Genomic DNA, 19,528 nt, shown 5'->3' on the forward strand with positions numbered 1-19,528 from the left:
TCGCCGCGCTCAATGCGCTTCGGACTCTTCACCCGGATCATCCGGGGGCGCCTCGGGCGTAGGCCCGGCCGGGGGCTTCTTGCCGGGGCCCGCGATCGGCGTCGCCGACGACGGTCCCATCGGCAGGCCGTTCAAGAGCGGCGCGGGGATCGGAATCCCGCCGCCTTCATCGTCGTCGCCCGTCTCCTCGACAAACCCGGGCGGCTGGGCCGCGGCCGGCTCACCCGCCGGCTGCGAGGGCGGCGCGCCCGGCGCGACAGGCGCAGCGCTCCCCACTGCGGGCGACGGCGGCGCGCCCGGCGCTGCGGCCGCGGGCGCGGGCTTCTCGGGCGGCGGCTCCGGCAGCGGGATCGCGTCGAGGCGTCGATCGAGCTCCGCCTTCGCCTCCAGGAACGCCGCGCGATCCATCGGCGGCAGCACGCGCTCGCCGTCCATCTGCAGCGTCAAGGCGTCGAAGAACTTGCCGTCCTTCTTCGCGCTGAAGTGCAGGTGCGGGCCTGTCGATCGGCCCGTCGAACCGACGTACCCCACGAGCTGGTGCACGCCGAGCTTCATGCCGACCTTGATGCCGGGCGCGAAGCGCGAGAGGTGCGCGTAGCCCGTCTGGACGCCGTTCGGGTGCATCATCGTCACCAGGTTCCCGCTGGGCCCCGCGGGCCCCACCCAGTCGACCGTGCCCTTGTAGGCCGAGTACACCGGCGTCCCCGTCGGCGCGCCGAGGTCCGTGCCGTTGTGCGGCATCGGCCTCTTCAGCACGGGATGCATGCGCTTCGGGTTGAAGTGCGACGTCACCGGCGCGCCCGGGACCGGCGAACGCCAGCCGCCCGAGTAGGGCTGTTTGCCGTGATCGTCCCAGTAGCCGCGCGCCTCCTGCCCGTTGAAGGAGTAGATGCGGATCGGCTTCTCCGCGGGATCGGCGGGCCTGTACTCGAGCGCGACGATCTTCTTGTATCGCGCGAACATCCCGAGGGCCGTCTCCTCCACCGCGATCACACGCACGGTGGAGCCTTCCTCGAACGCCTCCGACGAGATGCGACCGCCGAGCGCGTCGTCGATCGTCGTGAGGATCCCGTCCTCCAGGCCGCCAGCCAGAGACGACGCGACGACGTCCTTGCTCACGTAGAACGCGCCCACGACCTCGGCCTCGGCGACCTTCATGTCGAGCCGCGTGCCGGCGAGGATGCCGTTCTGATCCTCGCGCGCCTGGTAGACCTCGAGCGACGAGACCTCGTACTCGAAGGCGCGCAGGCGCTTCGTCGCGCGATCGAGCGCCGCGAAGAACTTGTCCTTGCGGCCGCACTTGTCGAACTTCCGCGTGCCGTCGAAGGCCTTCATGATCCGATAGGTCTGGGCCTTCGGAACGTCCTTCTCCGCGAGCGCCTCCACGAAGCTCTTGCGATCGATCGTCCCCGACACGATCAGCACCGACGGATCCTTCGCGAGCTCGGACAGGCGCCACGGCCCCGGGACCGGCTCGCGCTTCTTCTTCGGCTGCGCTTTCGACCCGCCTTGCGCGTTCTCCGGCGTCGAGGCCTGGTGCGTGAGCGCGGCGCCCGCGATGAGCGCGCGCTCGTTGCGCGGCGGCACCACCTGGATCAGGAGCGCGATGATCGACGTCACCGTCGCGAGGCCGAACAGGCCGCCGAAGATCGCCGTCATGCGCGGCGTGAGGTACACGCCTCCGTGCGCGCGCGGCAGCGGCCTCGCCGACGGGCCTTCGAGCCCCGACGAGGGCGGCGTGCCAGCGCCTCCGCCCGCGAGCCCCGACAGCCCCGAGAGCGGCCCTCGCGGCGCGGCGGGCGGGCCCTCGGCTTCGCGCCTTCGCAGCGGCACGACGAGCCGAGGACGCTTGGACCTCGAAGCATCCGCGACGCTGCCTCCCGGCTCGGGCGACGGATCGTTCATGTCGTCGAGCTCGGGCGCCTGGGGACCTGTGCGCTCTTCGACGGGGATGATCGGCTCCGGGACGTCCGCCACGGGATGCACGTACCCCGAGCAGACGGAGGCGGCAAGGGCGGCGTGCACGCACGCGCTTTCCCTTCCGCCTCGGTCGAAGTACTTGAAAACGTAGGCTTTTTTGCTGTCGCGCATCGCCGAGCCGGCCTGGCCGACGTAAGCTTTGGGGCATGGATGAGCGCCTCAAGGACCTGCTCCGCGTCGCGCGAGAGCACTACCAACGACGGGATTACGACCGCGCCGAGCCCGCCCTGAGACAAGCGCTCGCGCTCCATGGCGAGCTCGCCGACGTGCACGACATGCTGGGCGTGATCCTCCATGATCGCGGGGATCTCGTGGGTGCGCGGTTCCACTTCGCGAACGCCGCGCGCATCAACCCCGCCTACACCGAGGCGCTCATGAACCTCGCGGTCACGCACGCCGACCTCGGCGACTACGAGGCCGCGCGCGAGGTCTACCGGCGCATCCAGTCGGAGCACACGGGCACCACCTCGGACCCGTTCGTCCGCGGGAAAATCGCCAACATGCACGCGGACCTTTCGCAGGCCTACCTCGACGCCGGCAGCCCCCGCGACGCCATCGCGGAGCTGCGCCGCGCCGTCGACCTTTGCCCGCGTTTCCCCGATTTGCAGGCTCGCCTCGGCAACCTCTACCGCGACCAGGGCAACCACGCCCTCGCCCGCGAGCACTACACCGCGGCCATCGAGGCGAACCCGCGGTACGCGCCGGCCCACGTCCTGCTCGGCCTCACGATGCTCGCCCTCGGCAGCCCCGATCAGGCCGTCGCTTGCTTCCGCTCGGCGCTCTCGGTCGACCCGGACAACAAGAGCGCGAAGATGTACCTTCGCCTGGTCGAGGCCCAGCGCAACGCGCGCGCGGCCCGAAAGACCAGCAGCTCCCGCGAGGGCGCATCAACTCCGACATAAAGCTTGGCGACCTTTTCCCTCTGGCGCGAGGAGCTCCGGCGCGCCTTCCGTGACCTCCAAGGCGAGGACCTTTCTCCCGCGCGGCTCGGCGCAGCCGTCGCCGTCGGCCTGTTCATCGGCTCGCTGCCGGTCTTCGGGTTCCACCTCCTCCTCGTCCTCGTCGTCTGCTTGCGGCTGCGCCTGCACGCCGTGCTCGCGTACGCCGCGGCGAACGTCTCGAACCCCTTCTTCGCGCCGTTCCTCATCACCGCGGAAATCCAGGTCGGCGCGCGCCTGCGCACCGGCGCATGGCTCCGCCTCGAACATCCGATCGAAGCTGGCTACCGCGCCCTCGCGGACTTCGCCGCCTACATGCTCGTCGGCGCTCCCCTCGTCGGACTCGCCCTCGCCGCCGCCGGCTTCGCCCTCACCGTCGCGTTTGTCCTTTCCAAACGCGCCATCCGCCCCGCCTCGGGCGCGCTCCCGCCCTACCGCCTCCCTACGAGCGCGCCTCCCTGGATCGTCGCCGCCGAGCGCGTCGCCTCGCGCTTCGCCTCGCCCGAGAGCCCTTCCGCCGCTGACAAAAGCCTCTTCCACTACGTCCGCATCAAGCTCTCGCTCGACCCTGTCGCGCGCCTCATCGCCGACATCGAAGGCCCGCGCGACGGCGCGCTCGGCGACGTGCTCGACATCGGCACGGGCCGCGGCCAGCTCCCGATCCTCCTGCTCGACCTCGGCCGCGCCACGCGCGCGCATGGCCTCGACTGGGACGAGACCAAGATCGAGGCCGCGCGTCGCGCCGCCGCCACGCGCCCCGACGGCGCCCGTCCTGCCGCGGCCACGTTCGCGCGCGAGGACGCGCGTCGCTTCGAGGCCACGCCTGCCGACACCGTGCTCCTCATCGACCTCCTCCACTACTTCACGCTCGAAGAGCAGGACGCGATCCTCCACTGCGCCGCCGATCACGTGAGACCCGGCGGCCGCCTGCTCGTGCGCGAGGCCGACACCGAGCGCGGTGCCCGCAGCTTCGCCACCTTGCTCGAGGAAAAGATCTTCACGGCCGTACGATTCAACCGCGGCGAGCGTGTCCGTTTCCGGCCCGCGCGGAGCATCACCGCGCTCCTCGAAGCGCGCGGCTTCCACTGCGAAGTCCTCCCGGCCTGGGGCTCCACGCCCTTCTCCAACGTGCTCGTCGTGGCGCGACGCCCCTCGCTGGAGAATGCCCCCGCAGCGTGATCCCGCAGCAAGCGGCGATACGCGTGTACCCCGCACGTTCGTCCGGGTGTGATACCGTCCCGCCCGATGTTTTCCCGCCGCGCATTCCGGCTCCTTTCGCCGCTCCTGCTCGCGCTGCCCGCCTGCGCCTCCTCGACCTCCGCGCCTCCGAGCTCGCCCGCGAAGGCCGAGGCGCCTCCGCCCGACGTCCCTTTCCCCTGGGAAGCGCGCCCCTCCACGGCCGCGGGCACCGAAACGCCTGCCGCCGCGTCGCCGCCGGTCCTCATCCGCAATGCGACGCTCTGGCTCGCCACGGGCAAGACGATCTCGCGCGGCAGCATTCTCCTGCGGGACGGCAAGATCGCCGCGGTCGCCGAGGGCGACATTCCGCCGCCCGAGGGCGCGCGTGTCCTCGACGCGGCCGGCAAATTCGTCACGCCTGGCATCATCGATACGCACTCGCACCTCGGCGTCTATCCGATGCCGGGCACCGTCGCGCACCTCGACGGCAACGAGGCGAGCTCGCCCGTCACGCCCGACGTGCAGACCGTCGACGGCTTCTGGCCTCAGGATCCGGCCATCGAGCGCGCCGTCGCCGGCGGCGTCACCACGCTCCAGATCCTCCCCGGCTCGGCGAACCTGGTCGGCGGCCGCGCCGTCACGTTAAAACTCCGCCCTGCCCTTTCTCCCCGGCAGATGCATTTTCCCGGCGCGCCGGACGGCCTCAAGATGGCTTGCGGCGAGAACCCCAAGCGCACGTACGGCGTCGAGCGCCATTCGATGCCCGGCACGCGCATGGGCAACCTCGCCATGCAACGCAAGGCCTTCCTCGACGCGAAAAAACACGAAGAAGACTGGCAGCGTCATCGCATCACCGAGGCGAACCGCCTCCGCGACGACCAGAAAAAACGCGCCGCGTACGAGGCCCAGCTCGAATCCCGAAACAAGCAACAGGCGCAATGCAAGGACGACCCTTATTTCTCCTCCTGCGCCGAATGGCAAAAAGACTGGGACAAACCCCTCGAACCCCCGAGGCCGAGCGACCCGGGCGCCGCGCCTGCGCGTGACCCTGCCAAGGAGACGCTCATCGGCGCCATGCGCGGCAGCGTCCTCGTCCACGTCCATTGCTACCGCGCCGACGACATGCTCGCGATGCTCGCGCTCGCCGACGAGGTCGGCTTCCGGGTGCGGAGCTTCCACCACGCGCTGGAAGCGTACAAGATTCGCGACGTCCTCGCGAAAAAGGGCGTCTCCGTCTCCACCTGGGCCGATTGGTGGGGTTTCAAAATGGAGGCGTACGACGGCATCCCCGAGAACATCGCGCTGCTCCAGGAATCGGGGGCCCTGCCGATCGTGCACACCGACTCGCCCGAGGGCATCCAGCGCATGAACCAGGAGGCGAGCAAGGCGCTCGCGAGCGGCCGGCGCGCCGGAATGCCCCTCACGGACGAGGAAGCCATTCGCTGGCTCACGTACAACCCCGCCTGGGCCCTCGGGATCGAACAACGCGTCGGCACGCTCGAAGTCGGCAAGGACGCGGACGTCGTCCTCTGGGATCGCCATCCCTTCTCGGTCTACGCCTCGGCCGAGGAGGTCTTCATCGACGGCGCCCCCGTGTACCAGAAAGGCAAAAAACGCCCGCCCTGGAGCGATTTCGAGCTCGGCCAGGACACCGGCCGGCCCACGACCCTTCTGCCCGGAGGTGCGCCGTGACGAACCCCCGTTCCCCGCGAAATACGTTTGTCTCGTCCCTGTTCGTCCTGACCACCTTTTTCACGACGACGGAGGCGTTCGCGCAGCCCGCCCGCCCCGCGCCCGCCCCGGCCCCCGCCGCGGCGAAAACCGCCGAGCCTGCCGCGGCCGCGCCGATCGCAATCGTCGGCGGGCATGTCCACACGGGCACGGGCGAGGTCCTCGATGACGCCACGATCCTCGTGGAAAAAGGCCTCATTCAAAAGATCGGCAAGGGCCTCGCCGTCCCGACCGGCGTCGCCACGATCGACGCCAAGGGCGCCATCGTCACGCCCGGCTTCGTCGACGCGCTCACGTCGATCGGCCTCGTCGAGGTCTCGCTCGAAGACTCCACGCGCGACGACGATCGCGGCGGCAAGGACCCCGTTCGCGCGGCCTTCCGCGCCGCCGACGGCTACAACCCCGCCTCCACCCTCATCGGCATCACGCGCGCCGAAGGCGTCACCTCCGCCGCCGTCGTCCCTTTTGGCGGCCTTTTTTCCGGACAATCCGCCTGGGCCGACCTCGACGGCGACAGCCGCGAATCGACCCTCGCCCCGGGCCCCCTCGCGCTCCACGTCCACCTCGACGGCAGCCTCAACGGCGATCGGGGCGGCCCCGCGTCGGCCTTGCTCCTCGCGCGTGAGGTCCTCGACGACGCCCGTACCTTCCAGAAAAACCGCGCCGCCTGGGAGCGCAACCAGAGCCGCGCCTTCTCGGCGAGCCGGCTCGACCTCGAAGCCATGGGCGACGCGCTCGCCGGCCGCGTCCCGGTCGTCTTTCACGTCGACCGCGCCGCCGACATCCTCGCGGCCGTCGCGCTCGCCAAGGAATTCGGCCTCCGCCCCGTCATCGCGGGCGGCGCCGAGGCCTGGAAGATCGCGCCGCGCCTCGCCGAATCGAAGATCCCGGTGATCGTCAATCCCCTCGAACCCGGCCCCACGAGCTTCGACACCCTCGGCATGCGCGACGACAATGCGGCTCTCCTCCACGCCGCCGGCGTCCCCGTCGTCATCACCACGGCCGACACCCACAATGCGCGCAAGCTCCGCCAGGTCGCCGGCAATGCCGTCCGCGCGGGATTGCCGCACGCGGCGGCCATCGCGGCGATCACGAGCGCCCCGGCCGCGGCGCTCGGGCTCGGCGCCAAATACGGTACGCTCGCCCCGGGCAAGGTGGCGAACCTCGTCGTCTGGTCCGGCGATCCGCTCGAAATCGCCTCGCGCCCGCTCGCCGTCGTCATTCGTGGCAAGAAGGTCGACCTCGCGAACCGCCAATCGGCCTTGTTCACGCGGTACAGAAAACTCCCCATCGCCCGGTGAACGCGCCCGCCTCGCCTCGGTTTCGCGTTCGCCTCTTCCTCGAACGCCTCGCCGTCGGCCATTTCTTCGGCTATCCGCTCGCCTTCGTGTGGGCCATCGCCTCGATGCCGCTCACGATCCACCTTCATTTCGCGCGCCTCTCCGAGATCGAACACGATACCGAGGCGATGGGCCAGCTCGTCGTCCGCCTCGTCGCCTGGCCTGCGGGCGTCGTGTTCGTCCTCTCGCACCTCTTCGCAATCGCGTGGGGGCTCGCGCAGGAGAAGAAGCGCGGGCAATGGGTCTTCTTCGGTGGATTCGGCGTGACCCTCGGGGCGGGCGTCCTCTTCGGCGCGGGGAGCTGGCTCTGGCTCTACCTGCGTTGATCCGGTCTATCGAATTTCGAGATACCTCAGATCCACGCTCTCCTGCGGACCGTCGTTGTCTCCGAGCAGCCACGCTGTCGAATCCTTCCCCACGGGCTCGACCGGCCCGAGCTTCGACACGGTCGCGTCCCCCTTCGTCGCGCCCTTGATCGAAAGGAGCCGCCGGTTCGGCAGGTATTGCACCCGCACTTCGAGCTCCTGATCCCGCGACCAATCGAGCCCCTCGATCCGCAGATTGTCGGGCGATCCCACCTTGAGCAGCGTCAGCGTGCCTCCCATCGCGCCCGCCTTCATCCGAAAAAAGATGCTATCGTCCTCCAGCGCGACGAGGTCCTGGTCGACGACCTGTTCGCGCTGCGCGTAATGCGGCGCGTACCGGATCGTCACGTCGAAATACCCCGACGGCGCCAGCGTCTCCATGTCGACGTGCAGCAGATCCGCCTCCCGGAGGGCCGGCGCCCCGGTCGTCGGAAGGAAGCTCGAAGGATACGTCCCCACCTCCACCTGCGCTCCGAATGCGAGCAGCGTGGACGGGCTCACGATGGCCGGCGCATCCCCGATCGCCTGCGATTGAATCCGGAGGACCCCGGCGTCCCCGGCCGGCTTCGTCACTTCGAGCCGCTTCCACACGCCCTTGTCCGCGTCGATGGTCGTGAACGAGTTTCCGTACGCGAAATACGCAAACGGCGGCGCCTCGCCGTCCACGGCCTGGATCCACGCCGAGGCGATCGAGCCCTCCACGGGTGCAAAGGGGGATAACTGATTTCCCTGATTGATCAGGAGGGTCCCCTCCATTCCGCCCGCGGGATCGAACCCACCTTGCATGGTGCCCATCCCCTGTTCGAGCGGCGCCTGCCAGCCCACGCCTCCCCACTGGCTGCGCGGATTCAAATTCGTCCGCTCCGTCTCCATCGCGAGCCCCCAGCCCGTCCCCACGTTGCGCGGCCGCGGCTCGTTCTTCTGGTAGCCCATTCGCAGCGCATTCGGCCCAATCTGCGACGTGCGCGGCGTATCCGTCCTGTTCATGTAGTACAGCCAATCGGGCATCGTGTAGACCATCTCCGGCCCGGGCTCGGTCGCCTCCCAGATCAGCGCATCCCGCGGCGGCAGGCTCCCGGGATCATCGTCGAGCGAGAGCTCGGAAGGCAGCCCGCCCACGATCTGACAGCCAAACGTCGACGCCCCGAGGGCCACGATCCACAAAGCTCGCTTTGCTTTCCCCGCGCGCATCTTGCTAAGCTCCACGCGCCCGAGGATACACCACCCGGAGGCCCCCATGAAGCGACGCGCCCCCGCAGCCGAGAGAAATCGCGATCCCATCCTTGACGTCCTCCGGCGTGTCCTGCCGGACGGCGCCTTTGCCCTCGAAATCGCCAGCGGCTCAGGCCAGCACGCCGCCCACTTCGCGGCCCACCTCCCCGGCGTCACGTTCCAGCCGACCGACCCCGATCCCGACGCGCTCGCCAGCATCGACGCATACCGCGCCGAGCTCGATCTCCCGAATTTCCTCGCCCCGCTCCAGCTCGACGCCGCCGAGGACGCCTGGCCCGTCACTCGCGCCGACGCCATCGTCTGCATCAACATGATCCACATCGCCCCCTTCCGCGCGTGCGAGGGCCTCTTCCGCGGCGCCGCGCGCATTCTCCCCGCGGGCGGCGTACTCTTCACGTACGGCCCTTATCGATTCTCGGGCTCGTACACGGCGCCGAGCAACGAGGCATTCGACGCCTCGTTACGGGAGAGGGACCCGTCCTGGGGCGTGCGCGACCTCGACGACCTCGCGCGCCTCGCGCGGCAAACGGGCTTCGTGCACGAGGAGACCGTCCCCATGCCCGCCAACAATCATTCGCTCGTCTTCCGCAGGACGGCCTGACCGATCATTCGCATTTCACGAGCGGCGCGAGCGGCGCGAAATCCCACGCCGACAGGTTCATCTCGTCGTACGTCGTGAGCTCCGACGAGAGGATCTGCGTGATCTCGGCCCACGTCTGCCCGAACTTGTTCGTCGTCGTGCCGCCCGTCTCGGCCACGCAGGCGAACTTCGCCGCCCCGCAGACATCGAGCGCCTCGCAGCCCGGCGCCGCGGGCCCGAGCGCCGCGAGCACCGCGTCTCCATAAAGCGGCACGCCATTCACCACCACGAGCGACACATCCTTCGGCCGCGCCGCGAGCACCGCATGGAAAGGCATGCTCCCGTCGCCCGCGATCACCGTCACGTCCGCCTTTTTCCCGACCTCGAGCGATCCGAGCACATCCGACAGCCCGAGCGCCTTCGCCGCATTCACCGTCACCATGCGGACCAGCATGGCCGGTGAGAGCACGTCGCCGAATGCCTCGTTGTCGACCTTGTTGGCGAAGCGCAGCTCGTCGAGCAGATTCTGGCTGCCCCCGAGCGACCAATCCGGCGCCAGCGCCACATTGATGCCCAGCGACAACGCCAGCGGCACGTCCGTCGTCTTCGTGAGGTCTGTCCCGCCGCCATAAAGAAACACGTTCGAGCGCGGCGACCACACGAGGCTCATGCCCTTGTCCGCCATCACCCCGAACTCGTCGGGCCCGAAGGCCGTCCCGTGCACGATCGTCGTCTCCGCGGCGTACAAACACCCGTCCGGGTTCGTCGACGTCCCGAGCGTCGTGAACTCCTTTTTCGCCGTCTCGTCCACGCCCTCGCCGCAATGAATGACGTACGCGTCCGTCTTGTCGACGATGAAATTGCTGCAAACCGTATCCCCGCTCGACGGCGGGAACAGCGTCGAGACCTGCACCTTGTCCGCGGTGAGGTCATTTCCCTTTTGATCGATCGTCCTCGCGAGCGACCCATAACACGTCTTGTCGATCGGGTTCGCCGCGCCGGCGATGCTCGTCGTCCCGGCGACGAGGCCCTTCATTTCGCCGTACTTGTTCATCTCGCAGCCGAAGCCCGGGTCGAGGTTCGGCGTCCCCTCGCCGTTCAGGTATTGCTTCGCGTCGACCATCGCGCCGTAACGCGGCTCGGCCGTCCACTGGTTGTGGTTGCCGTACGCCTTCGTCGGGCTCCAATCCGACTCGTCGAAGATGTCGAACAGGATGTGGTTGTGCGTGTCGATCATCCCCGGCAGGATGACCCCGTGCGTCTTGACGACCGTCGCGTCCGCGGCGCCCGGCGCTTCCTCGCACGACGGGCCCACGCACGTCAGCGTGTCGCTCTCGATGAGCACCTCGCCCGCGAATGCTTTGTCCGGGGTGACCACACACCCGATGAGCCGCAGCTTTCCGGGCATCCCCACCTTCACCACCTCGGGCGACCCCATGTCGGCCACGCAATCGGTGTCGACCGGGATGGCATCGGCGCCGCCGCCCCCGCCGCCGCCGCCCATGCCGCCCGTTCCGCCCGCGCCGCCCATTCCCCCGACGCCGCCCATTCCTCCCGCGCCGCCCGCGCCCCCGACGCCTCCGACGCCGCCCGCGCCGCCCGACCCGGCGTCGCCGCCCGCGCCGCCAAACCCCTCGTCGACGTCGACCGGAAGGGGATTGCTCGGCGTGAGGATCTGCTCCTCCGAGCAACCCGCGACCGAGACCAACCCAAGAGCCCAAAGGACGAAGGTTCGGGAGGAGGCCACGAGTCGAATGTACAGGTTTTCCTTCCGAACCGCACTCCGTTTTTCGTGACATCTTGGTGGCACGCGGCGCGTCAATTCGAGGCGCGCACCACCAAAAGCGGACCTCGCAGCCGGCTTCCATCGAACCGATCGTCGAGGAACGCAGCCTTGCCCTCCTTTTCCACCAGGATGGCGCGGACGCCCTGGTCGGTCGCGACGAGCGCCCGGTCCCCGACCGTGGCCAGGTCTCGCGAGAAAAATGTACCCGCGCGACGAACCTCTCCCTCGAGCGCGACCGCGGTCACGCCGAGGACCTCGTTTTCCTCCCCGAGCTGCACGATCCACGACGTATTCGTCGACAGCACGATCGCCGCCCCGGAGAGCACCGCCGCCGCCTCGATCCTATCGATCCCCGGACCGACCCCGAGCATCACGGCCTCCTCCGCGCCCTCGGCGCCCACCTTCCGCAGGGCGACATCACCCCCGACCACGTCCCAGAGCAGCCCGGAATCGGCCGACAGCGGAACGAATCGCGCCGTCGGCGGCCTCTCGCCGGGCGACCCCAGGTCGAGGCCCGTCGCCACGACCAACCCGTTTTCCGTCAGCGTCCCCGACATCCGGATCAATCGGTCATCGTCCACGCCATACGAAAGCACCTCCACCCGGTCTCCCTCCCTCCACACCGAAGCGGGCCGCGGCGCGTGGACCCCTTTTGCGATCGTCCCCTCCCGCAGCACCTTCCACCGCGACCCGTACGTCGCGTGCTCGAACACCCAGAGCCCCTCGTTCGTCGCGAAAAGCGCGCCGCCTCCATCCACCCACGCCGCGTGCGCGCACGCCCCCACCGCGCCCTCGTCGAACGGACACACCCGGATCTCGCCGCCCGACGCATCCTCATTTTCTTCGAGCACCCACAATCGCGAGCCGTCCGGATCGACGGCCATGTCGCGCGGCGTCCCTCCGCCCCCTTCGGCCGAGCTCCGCACGGCCCCGGTCTCCGCGTCGAAGACCACGACCTCCCCCGCGAGGCCAAACCCCACACCATACCACACTTCATCCGTGGAAGAAATACGTTTCACCTCCAACGGATTCTCCTCCCGACACGCCGACACACCCAAAACCCCGAGCACCAGCATGGACCATCGCGTCATGCCCCCTTCATCGACGCGAGCCCCTCGGCGGTTGCGCGGAATTTTCTTGGAAAGCTAAGGACAGCGGATCCGCGTGGGCAATGGCTCGCACCGCGCCACGCCCTTGTGGAGCACGCAACAGGACTCGTGCGCCCCGTGGCACGGACAATCCTTCGGCTTCGTACCGTCGCCGCAGAGGACGCCGCGTGTCTTCTCGAACTCGGCCTGCTCGGCGCGCAGGAGCGGCAGCTCCTTCGACGAGAGCTGCGCGAGGGCCCGCGCCACCTCGGGTTTTCGTTTCTCCGCGGAAGGCAACGTCTCGAGCAGCGCCCGCGCCTTGCAAACCGCCGCGCGCGCGTCCATCCGCGCGTCCGCGAGCGCCGCGCTCCCCAATCTCGTCCGCTCGCTCGTGGAGAGCTGCGCGGCGTTCGCCGCCTCGATCGCCTGCCCGACCGCGCCCGGCTCCACGGACGGCTCGGGGCGGGTCGGCTCCGCGGACGTCTCCGCGCGGCTCTCGCGCCATCGATCCTCGATCTCGCGCACGAGCCCGTCCTTGTTCTCGGCGACGTGTCCATACGCCACCACGGCCACGACGACCGAAGCGAGCGCCACGGCCACGCGCACGAGCTCCATCCGCGTATACGCGAGCCACCGCCCACGCCGCGGCGCCCGGCCCTCGCGCGTGCTCCGCGCCACGAGCTCGTCCGCGAACACCGGGTGATCATCGAGCGTGATCCACGCGTCCTGCCCCTCGGGCCGCACGCGCGTCGACGAGGGCAAACCCCGCTTGATGGCCCAGAGCACAGCCTCCTCGCTCATCGGGCCGATTTTCTTCTCCCCGTCGTGGAGCTCCCACCCGGACATGATGATTCAGGGTGAGGCTACCACGAGTCTAGCGGCCGGGGCTCAAAGAAGCTGCGCCCCCTCGGATGTCGGGACGATCGCCAATGCACTGCCCGCGTGTCCCCTCATCCCCTCCCGCCCCCCTTCCAGCTGCCGCTCTACGAGCTTCCGATAAAGCCCGCCTTGCTGCATCAAGGTCGCGTGATCACCGCTCTGGACGATCTTCCCGTCCTCGATCACCACGACCCGGTTCGCCCCCATCACCGTCGACAATCGGTGCGCGATGATCAGCGTCGTTCGCCCCTTCATCAATCGGTCGAGCGCTTCTTTCACGAGGTGCTCGCTCTCCGCGTCGAGCGCGCTCGTCGCCTCGTCGAGCACCAGGATCCGCGGATCCTTCAGCACCGCGCGCGCGATCGCCACCCGCTGCTTCTGCCCGCCGGACAGCTTCACGCCCCGCTCCCCCACGAGCGTCGCATACCCCTCCGGGAACTTCGACACGAACTCGTGCGCGTTCGCCGCCCGCGCCGCGGCCTCCACCTCGGCCTCCGTCGCGGTTGTCCTGCCATACCGAATGTTGTCCGCCACGCTGCACGAAAACAGCATCGGCTCTTGCGACACCACCCCCACGTTGCGCCGCAACCATTCCGGCGACAGCTCCCGCAAATCCTTCCCGTCGAGCGCGATCCGCCCGTCGGTCGGATCGTACAGACGCAGAAGCAGCGCCGCGATCGTCGATTTCCCCGACCCCGACGGCCCCACGAGCGCCACCACCTCGCCCGGCGCGATCGCGAGGTCGAGATCCCGCAGCACGGGCATGTCTTTTCGCGAGGGATACGCGAAGCTCACGCGCGAGAGCTCGATACGACCCTCCACCGCGGAAGGCCGCGTGCCCTCCGTGAGCGGGATCGTCGGGGGCCGATCGATCAATTCGAAGACCCGCTCGGCCGCGCCCGACGCGCGCATCAAATCGGCCCAGAGCTCGCTGATTCCGCCGAGCGAAAACGCCACCATCAGCGTGTAAATCAAGAACGACGTCAATCCGCCGGGCGTCATCGCGCCCTGCGACACGAGCCGCCCGCCGTACCAGAGCACCAGCGCGAGCGCCGCGAACGCCGCGAACCCCGAGATGCTCATGAACACGGAGCTCGTCACGATGCGCCGCCATACCACCGCGAATGCGTCCCATACCGCATTCGCGTATCGCCCCGCCTCCGTCTTCTCCGCGGCGAACGCCCGCACCGTCCGGATGCCCGCGATCGTCTCCTCGGCGACCTCGTTCGCCCGGGCGAGCGCGTCCTGGGCCTCGCGCGACAGCTTGCGCACGCGGCGCCCATACGCGACGGCGCCGAGCGCCACCGGCGGTACCACCCCGAGCATCACGGCCGTGAGAATGGGTGACGTGTACACGAGGAACCCGACGCCGCCGAGCACCTGCGCCGCGAAGCGCAGGCCCATCGAGATGTTCACGCTCACCGCGTTCTGCACGAGCGTCGTGTCCGCGGCGAGCCGGCTCGTGAGCTCGCCCGTCTTCCGCTCGTCGAAAAACGCGATCTCCTGCGCGAGCAGATGCTCGAAGAGGTCCCGCCGCAGGCGCGTCACCACCCGCTCGCCCGCGCTCGTAAAGAGCACGAAACGAAGCGCCGTCGCGACCGCTTGCACGGCTGCCACCACGATGAGCGCGAGCGCCGCGCGGTCGATCGTCCAGAACCCGTCCGCCTTGCTCACGGCGCGATCCAGGATCACCCGGAATGCCTGCGGGACGAGCAGCCCCATCAGCGTCCCGATCACGAGAAACAACGTCCCGGCCGCGAGCCGGCTGGTCTCCGGACGAGCGAGCCCGAGCAAGCGGCCGAGGGACGCGTTCTTCGGGGGTTTGGGGGCGTCGCTCGGCTCGTCCGAGCGTAGCTCCCGAGCGCCGACCGCGGGTTTGTCCGGATCTCCCATGATCCGGCTTATGTACCACGGAGCGCGCCCGCGGACGACGCTGCTCGGTCTTCGTTATCCTGCTTTCCTCACGCGCTCCCGCCGGGGCGCGGCCTTCTTCACCGACGGACGCGGTCGCTCCTCCGCGGGCGCCTCCTCGGCCGCGGGCGCCTCCTCTTCCTTCGGCGTGGCCGCGGCGGGCGCCTTTTGCTTCAAGCTCTGCTTCAGCGCCTCGAACAGATCGATGATCTGCGCCTGGGGCTCGGCCGGCGGCAGCGCGATTTCCTGCCCCGCCGCCTTCTTCTCGATGAGCCCCGTCAGCCGCTCTTGATATTGGTCGTGGTAGTTCTCCGGGTGGAACGCGTCGGTCGACAGCTCGCCGATGAGCCGGTCGGCGAGGTCCTCTTCTTGCGGCCGGAAGTCCACCTTGGCCGGCGGCGCGACCTCCTCGAACGGCCGCACCTCGTCCGCGTAATACACCTGGTGCATGATGAGCCCGCCCTTGTACGGCCGCAGAAGGACGAGCTGATCCTTGCCGCGCACGCCATAACGGCCGACCGCGAACGTCTTCGTCCGCTCCATCGCCTCCGCGAGCAGCTTGTACGCCCGCGCGCCGCCCTTGTCCGGGCCCAGGTAATTCGTCTTGTCGACGTAAAGCAGGTCGACGGTCTCTGCCGGTACGAACTCGACGATGTCGATCCGGTCCGTCCGCTCCGCGCGCACCGCGTCGAGGTCCTGGTCCGTCACCTCGACGTATTGCTCCCGCGCGTACTCGAACCCCCGCATCGTGTCCGATCGCTCGACCACCTCGCGGTCGTACGGACAGAACAATTGCTGTTTGACGCGGGTCCCACATTTCTTGTGAAGCATGTGGAAACCGACGCCGTGGGAAGACGTGGCCGTGTACATCTTGACCGGAATGGAAACCAAGCCAAACGAGATGGTCCCGGTGCCCGTGGATCGCGCAGCCATGCGCATCGATCCTTGCAAAGGTCGTGGACGATGCCCAAGGACCCTGTGGACGGACCTCCGAAGCTCGACGCATACCGGAAAAAGCGTGATCCCGGTCAAACCCCCGAGCCCTTCGGAGGCCCCGCCGGCTCGCCCGGCGCGACGAGGGAGGGCGCGTATGTCGTGCACCTGCACGACGCTCGGCGCCGCCATTACGATCTGCGCCTCGAGGTAGGCGGCGCGCTCGAGAGCTTTTCCGTGCCCAAGGGGCCCACGTTGCATCCGGGCGAGCGCCGCCTCGCCGTCCGCACCGAGCCGCACCCCCTCGAATATCTCCATTTCGAGGACGTCATCCCCGAGGGCAATTACGGTGCCGGACCCATGATCGCGTGGGACACCGGCCGCGTTCGGTACCTGGACGAACCCGCCGAGGAACAGTTACGCAAGGGCAAACTCGAGTTCGAGCTCTCGGGCCACAAGCTCCACGGCCGCTTCCTCCTGGTCCGGCTGAAGGATTCCGACAAGGACTGGCTCCTCTTCAAGAAGCACGACGCCTTCGCGGCGCCGGGCAGCGACATCGTCCAGGAAAAACCCCGCTCCGTCCTCTCCGGCCTCGACGTCGACGAGCTCGGCCACGCCTCGGACATCGCCGAGGCGCTCGAAGCGCGCGCCGCGGCGTTCGGCGCGCCCGTCGGTTCCATCGAGCCAAACATGGTCCCCATGCGCGCCTGCCCGTCGCCGAAGGGCCCGGTCGGCTCGAACTACGTCTTCGAGCTCAAGCTGGACGGCGTCCGCTGCATTGCCCGGAAAAACGGCTCGGACGTCCTGCTCCAGTCGCGGAGCCTGCGCGACGTCTCGCGGGTTTATCCCGAGGTCGCGCGCGCCGTCGACAAACTCCCCGCCGCCCGCCTCGTCCTCGACGGCGAGATCATCGCCCTCGACCAGGCCGGGCAGCCGAGCTTCCAGCGCCTCGCCCAGCGCATCCACCTCGCGAACAGCGCCGACATCCGCCGCGCCGAAACCCAGATCCCCGTCCTCTTCGTGGTCTTCGACCTGCTCGCGATCGGCGACCGCGACCTGCGCCGCCTCCCGCTCCACGCGCGCAAGGAGATCCTGCAAAGCCTCGTCCGCGCGCCCGGTGAAATCCGCACCCTCGACATGATCGAGGGCGACCCCACGATGCTCTTCGATTTCTGTCGCGAGCGCCGGATGGAGGGCCTCGTCGCCAAGCGCCGCGACGCCCCTTATCGCCCCGGCCCCGCGCGTTCGTACGACTGGATCAAGCTCAAGTGCCAGCGCGACGACGATTTCGTGGTCGTCGGATATACCCTCGGCGAAGGCGGCCGCGCCCGGCTCGGCGCGCTCGACGTCGCGGCCTACGAGGCCGGCGAGCTGCGCTACCGCGGCAAGGTCGGCAGTGGCCTCGACGCGGACGCGATCGGAGCCCTGCTCGCGCACCTCACCCCGTTGCGTACGGACAAACCCACCGCGCGAGGCGCTTACAACGCCGCGCCGCGCGGCCGCGTCCACGTCCGCCCCGAGCTCGTCGTGTCCGTGCGTTTTTCCGGGTATACCGACGAGGGCAATCTACGTTTCCCGGTGTTCCGCGGCATCCGGGACGACGTCGCGCCCGAGGAGTGCGTGGCCTCGCCGCACGCCGATCGGGAGGAGGCCGAGATCGAGCGCCTCGCGGCCGAATCCGCCCGCACGGGCGGCGCCGCGGGCGGGCCCGCCCAGGTCCCCGTCAACAACCCCGACAAGCTCCTCTTCCCCGCGGACGGCATCACCAAGCAGGACGTCGCGGACTATTACGCCGCCGTCGCGCCCGTCCTCCTGCCGCACGTGCGCGACCGGCCGGTGATGCTCGTGCGTTATCCCGACGGCATCGACGGCAAGTTTTTCTATCAATGGAACGTCCCCGCGGGCCTGCCCGCCTGGGTGCCCACGCTCCGCGTCCGCCTGCCGGGGCGCGAGGACTTGCTCGAGGTCTTTCACATCCGCGACGAGGCCACGCTCCTCCACGTCGCGAACCTCGGCACGATCCCCATTCACGTGATCGCCTCCCGCGCCCCGCACCTCGAAGAGGCAGATTTTTTCAACATCGACCTCGACGTCAGCGGCGGGACCTTCGCGAACGTCATCACCCTCGCGCGCTCGCTCAAGGACCTGCTCGATCAGATCGGCCTCACGGGTTTTCCCAAGACCTCCGGCCAATCGGGCCTGCACGTCTTCGTCCCCCTCGGCCCCGCGGTCTCCTACGAGACGGCGCGCGCCCTCGCCGACCTGCTCGGCCACTTGCTCGTCCGAAGGCACCCCGACATCGCCACCATGGAGCGCTCGAAGCAGCGCCGCGGCCCGCGCGTTTATGTCGATACCGGACAAACCGGCGCGTCCCGCACCATCGTCGCTCCCTATGCCGTGCGCGCGGTCCCCGGCGCGCGCGTCTCCACGCCGCTCACCTGGGACGAGGTCGACGACGCGCTCGATCCGCGCGCCTTCGACATTCGCACGGTCCCCCGCCGCGTCGCGCGCATCTTCGACCCCATGGCGGCGTTGCTCACGGAAACCCCCTCCGTGCTCGCGGCCATCGAGCGGCTCGAAAAGCTCGCCCTCGGCCGCCACGTCGCCTGATTGCACTCAAGGACGCTTCCGGACGGGCGCCTCCGCCCGCACGAGCGCCCCATGGCTCAGGCGCCCCTCGCGCGCGGTCGCCACGATGAAATCGATGAACGCGCGCACGGGGCGCGAGGGCTCCACGCCCTTCGGATAGAGCAGCGAAAAGGGGCGGCTCTTGCCGCGAAAGGAGCCGAGCACCTCGACGAGCGTGCCGCGCGCCACGTCGTCCTCCACCAGAAAGTCGTACACCTGCACGAGCCCCACCCCGGCCCGCGCGAGCGTGACGATGCCGAGCACGTCGTCCGAGCATCGATAAGGTGCCTCCGGTTCGAACCTCTCCGGCGCGGGTGTGAATGTCCACGGAAGCACGCGGCCCGAGCGCGGCATGACGAATGCCACGCAGGTGTGCTCTGCGAGGTCGTCGGGCGTGCGCGGCGCGCCGTGGCGGGCGACATAAGAGGGGCTCGCATAGACGCCCAGCGCGAAATCGCCGAGCTTACGAGCGACCAGCGTCTTGTCGTCGATGGTGCCCATCCGGATGGCGAGGTCGTAGCCGTCGCGCACGAAGTCGACGTTTTGGTTCGAGACGTTCACATCGACGGCGATGCCAGGATAACGCTCGCGAAATGTGCCGAGGGAGGGCAGCAGGCGGTGATGCCCGTACGTGGTGGGCACGCTGATGCGCACGCGCCCCTCCACGGCCTTTTTTCCGCTGGCAAGCTCGCGTTCGCCGGTGGAGAGGAGCGAGAGGGCCTGCACGCAGAGGTCATAATAACGGCGCGCGGCGTCGGTCGGCGCGAGGCTGCGGGTGGTCCTGCGGAACAACGTGACGCCGAGGGCGCGCTCGAGCCGGGCGACGCTCCGGCTGGTGGCTTGCGGCGTGACGGAGAGGACCCGCGCGGCCTTGGTGAAGCTGCCGGTCTCGTACGTGCGGCAGAAGGCTTCGAGGTTGGGGAGGGTGCCCGCGAGGCTCGGCGCCGTCATCGTTCA

At 69.1% G+C, this 19,528-nt stretch carries 15 protein-coding genes; 7 read left to right on the plus strand and 8 right to left on the minus strand.

Going from position 1 to position 19,528, the window contains the following annotated elements:
* Positions 1-9 precede the first annotated feature (9 nt).
* Complete coding sequence (locus tag QHF85_RS25190; RefSeq protein WP_281329850.1) at positions 10-2,025, minus strand: M23 family metallopeptidase; 2,016 nt, start codon at positions 2,023-2,025, stop codon at positions 10-12.
* 101 nt (positions 2,026-2,126) lie between these two features.
* Here QHF85_RS25190 and QHF85_RS25195 point away from each other — a divergent pair, with 101 nt between their 5' ends.
* The 5 genes from QHF85_RS25195 to QHF85_RS25215 all read left to right on the plus strand — a co-directional run bounded on the left by QHF85_RS25195 (position 2,127) and on the right by QHF85_RS25215 (position 7,494).
* Entirely contained in the window at positions 2,127-2,882 is a 756-nt protein-coding gene (locus QHF85_RS25195) for a tetratricopeptide repeat protein (protein ID WP_281329851.1), read from the plus strand.
* A 3-nt stretch (positions 2,883-2,885) separates the two neighbouring features.
* Complete coding sequence (locus QHF85_RS25200) at positions 2,886-4,097, plus strand: DUF2062 domain-containing protein (protein ID WP_281329852.1); 1,212 nt, start codon at positions 2,886-2,888, stop codon at positions 4,095-4,097.
* Positions 4,098-4,163: 66 nt separating this feature from the next.
* On the plus strand, positions 4,164-5,789 hold the full coding sequence (locus QHF85_RS25205) for an amidohydrolase (RefSeq protein ID WP_281329853.1): 1,626 nt from the start codon (positions 4,164-4,166) through the stop codon (positions 5,787-5,789).
* Positions 5,786-7,129, plus strand: a complete 1,344-nt coding sequence (locus QHF85_RS25210; RefSeq protein ID WP_281329854.1) for an amidohydrolase family protein — start codon at positions 5,786-5,788, stop codon at positions 7,127-7,129. Before QHF85_RS25205 ends, QHF85_RS25210 begins: the two co-directional genes overlap by 4 nt.
* Entirely contained in the window at positions 7,126-7,494 is a 369-nt protein-coding gene (locus tag QHF85_RS25215; protein WP_281329855.1) for a hypothetical protein, read from the plus strand. Before QHF85_RS25210 ends, QHF85_RS25215 begins: the two co-directional genes overlap by 4 nt.
* 6 nt (positions 7,495-7,500) lie before the next feature.
* On the opposite strand, the gene QHF85_RS25220 is transcribed toward QHF85_RS25215, so the two are convergent.
* Positions 7,501-8,739: a hypothetical protein gene (locus QHF85_RS25220; protein WP_281329856.1), complete on the minus strand. Its 1,239-nt coding sequence runs from the start codon at positions 8,737-8,739 to the stop codon at positions 7,501-7,503.
* A 31-nt stretch (positions 8,740-8,770) separates the two neighbouring features.
* Here QHF85_RS25220 and QHF85_RS25225 point away from each other — a divergent pair, with 31 nt between their 5' ends.
* Positions 8,771-9,367, plus strand: coding sequence for a DUF938 domain-containing protein (locus tag QHF85_RS25225; RefSeq protein WP_281329857.1), 597 nt, complete (start codon positions 8,771-8,773; stop codon positions 9,365-9,367).
* Between the two features lie 4 nt (positions 9,368-9,371).
* Here the strand turns inward: QHF85_RS25225 and QHF85_RS25230 are convergent, their stop codons facing one another.
* The 5 genes from QHF85_RS25230 to QHF85_RS25250 all read right to left on the minus strand — a co-directional run bounded on the left by QHF85_RS25230 (position 9,372) and on the right by QHF85_RS25250 (position 15,943).
* On the minus strand, positions 9,372-11,093 hold the full coding sequence (locus QHF85_RS25230) for an amidohydrolase family protein (protein WP_281329858.1): 1,722 nt from the start codon (positions 11,091-11,093) through the stop codon (positions 9,372-9,374).
* Positions 11,094-11,164: 71 nt separating this feature from the next.
* Complete coding sequence (locus QHF85_RS25235; protein ID WP_281329859.1) at positions 11,165-12,151, minus strand: hypothetical protein; 987 nt, start codon at positions 12,149-12,151, stop codon at positions 11,165-11,167.
* Between the two features lie 126 nt (positions 12,152-12,277).
* The gene (locus tag QHF85_RS25240) at positions 12,278-13,021 is read right to left on the minus strand and encodes a hypothetical protein (RefSeq protein ID WP_281329860.1); all 744 of its coding nucleotides are present in this window, start codon (positions 13,019-13,021) and stop codon (positions 12,278-12,280) included.
* An 87-nt stretch (positions 13,022-13,108) separates the two neighbouring features.
* On the minus strand, positions 13,109-14,992 hold the full coding sequence (locus tag QHF85_RS25245) for an ABC transporter transmembrane domain-containing protein (RefSeq protein ID WP_281329861.1): 1,884 nt from the start codon (positions 14,990-14,992) through the stop codon (positions 13,109-13,111).
* A gap of 54 nt (positions 14,993-15,046) precedes the next feature.
* Positions 15,047-15,943 carry a Ku protein gene (locus tag QHF85_RS25250; RefSeq protein ID WP_281329862.1) on the minus strand — a complete coding sequence of 299 codons (897 nt, stop codon included), beginning with the start codon at positions 15,941-15,943 and terminating at the stop codon, positions 15,047-15,049.
* 30 nt (positions 15,944-15,973) lie between these two features.
* Between QHF85_RS25250 and ligD the strand changes: the two genes are divergently transcribed.
* The gene (gene ligD, locus QHF85_RS25255) at positions 15,974-18,553 is read left to right on the plus strand and encodes a DNA ligase D (protein WP_281329863.1); all 2,580 of its coding nucleotides are present in this window, start codon (positions 15,974-15,976) and stop codon (positions 18,551-18,553) included.
* Positions 18,554-18,559: 6 nt separating this feature from the next.
* On the opposite strand, the gene QHF85_RS25260 is transcribed toward ligD, so the two are convergent.
* Complete coding sequence (locus tag QHF85_RS25260) at positions 18,560-19,522, minus strand: LysR family transcriptional regulator (RefSeq protein WP_281329864.1); 963 nt, start codon at positions 19,520-19,522, stop codon at positions 18,560-18,562.
* Between the last annotated feature and the right edge of the window lie 6 nt (positions 19,523-19,528).

Source organism: Polyangium sp. 6x1, from assembly GCF_029946515.1.
Classification (GTDB): Bacteria; Myxococcota_A; Polyangia; order Polyangiales; family Polyangiaceae; genus Polyangium.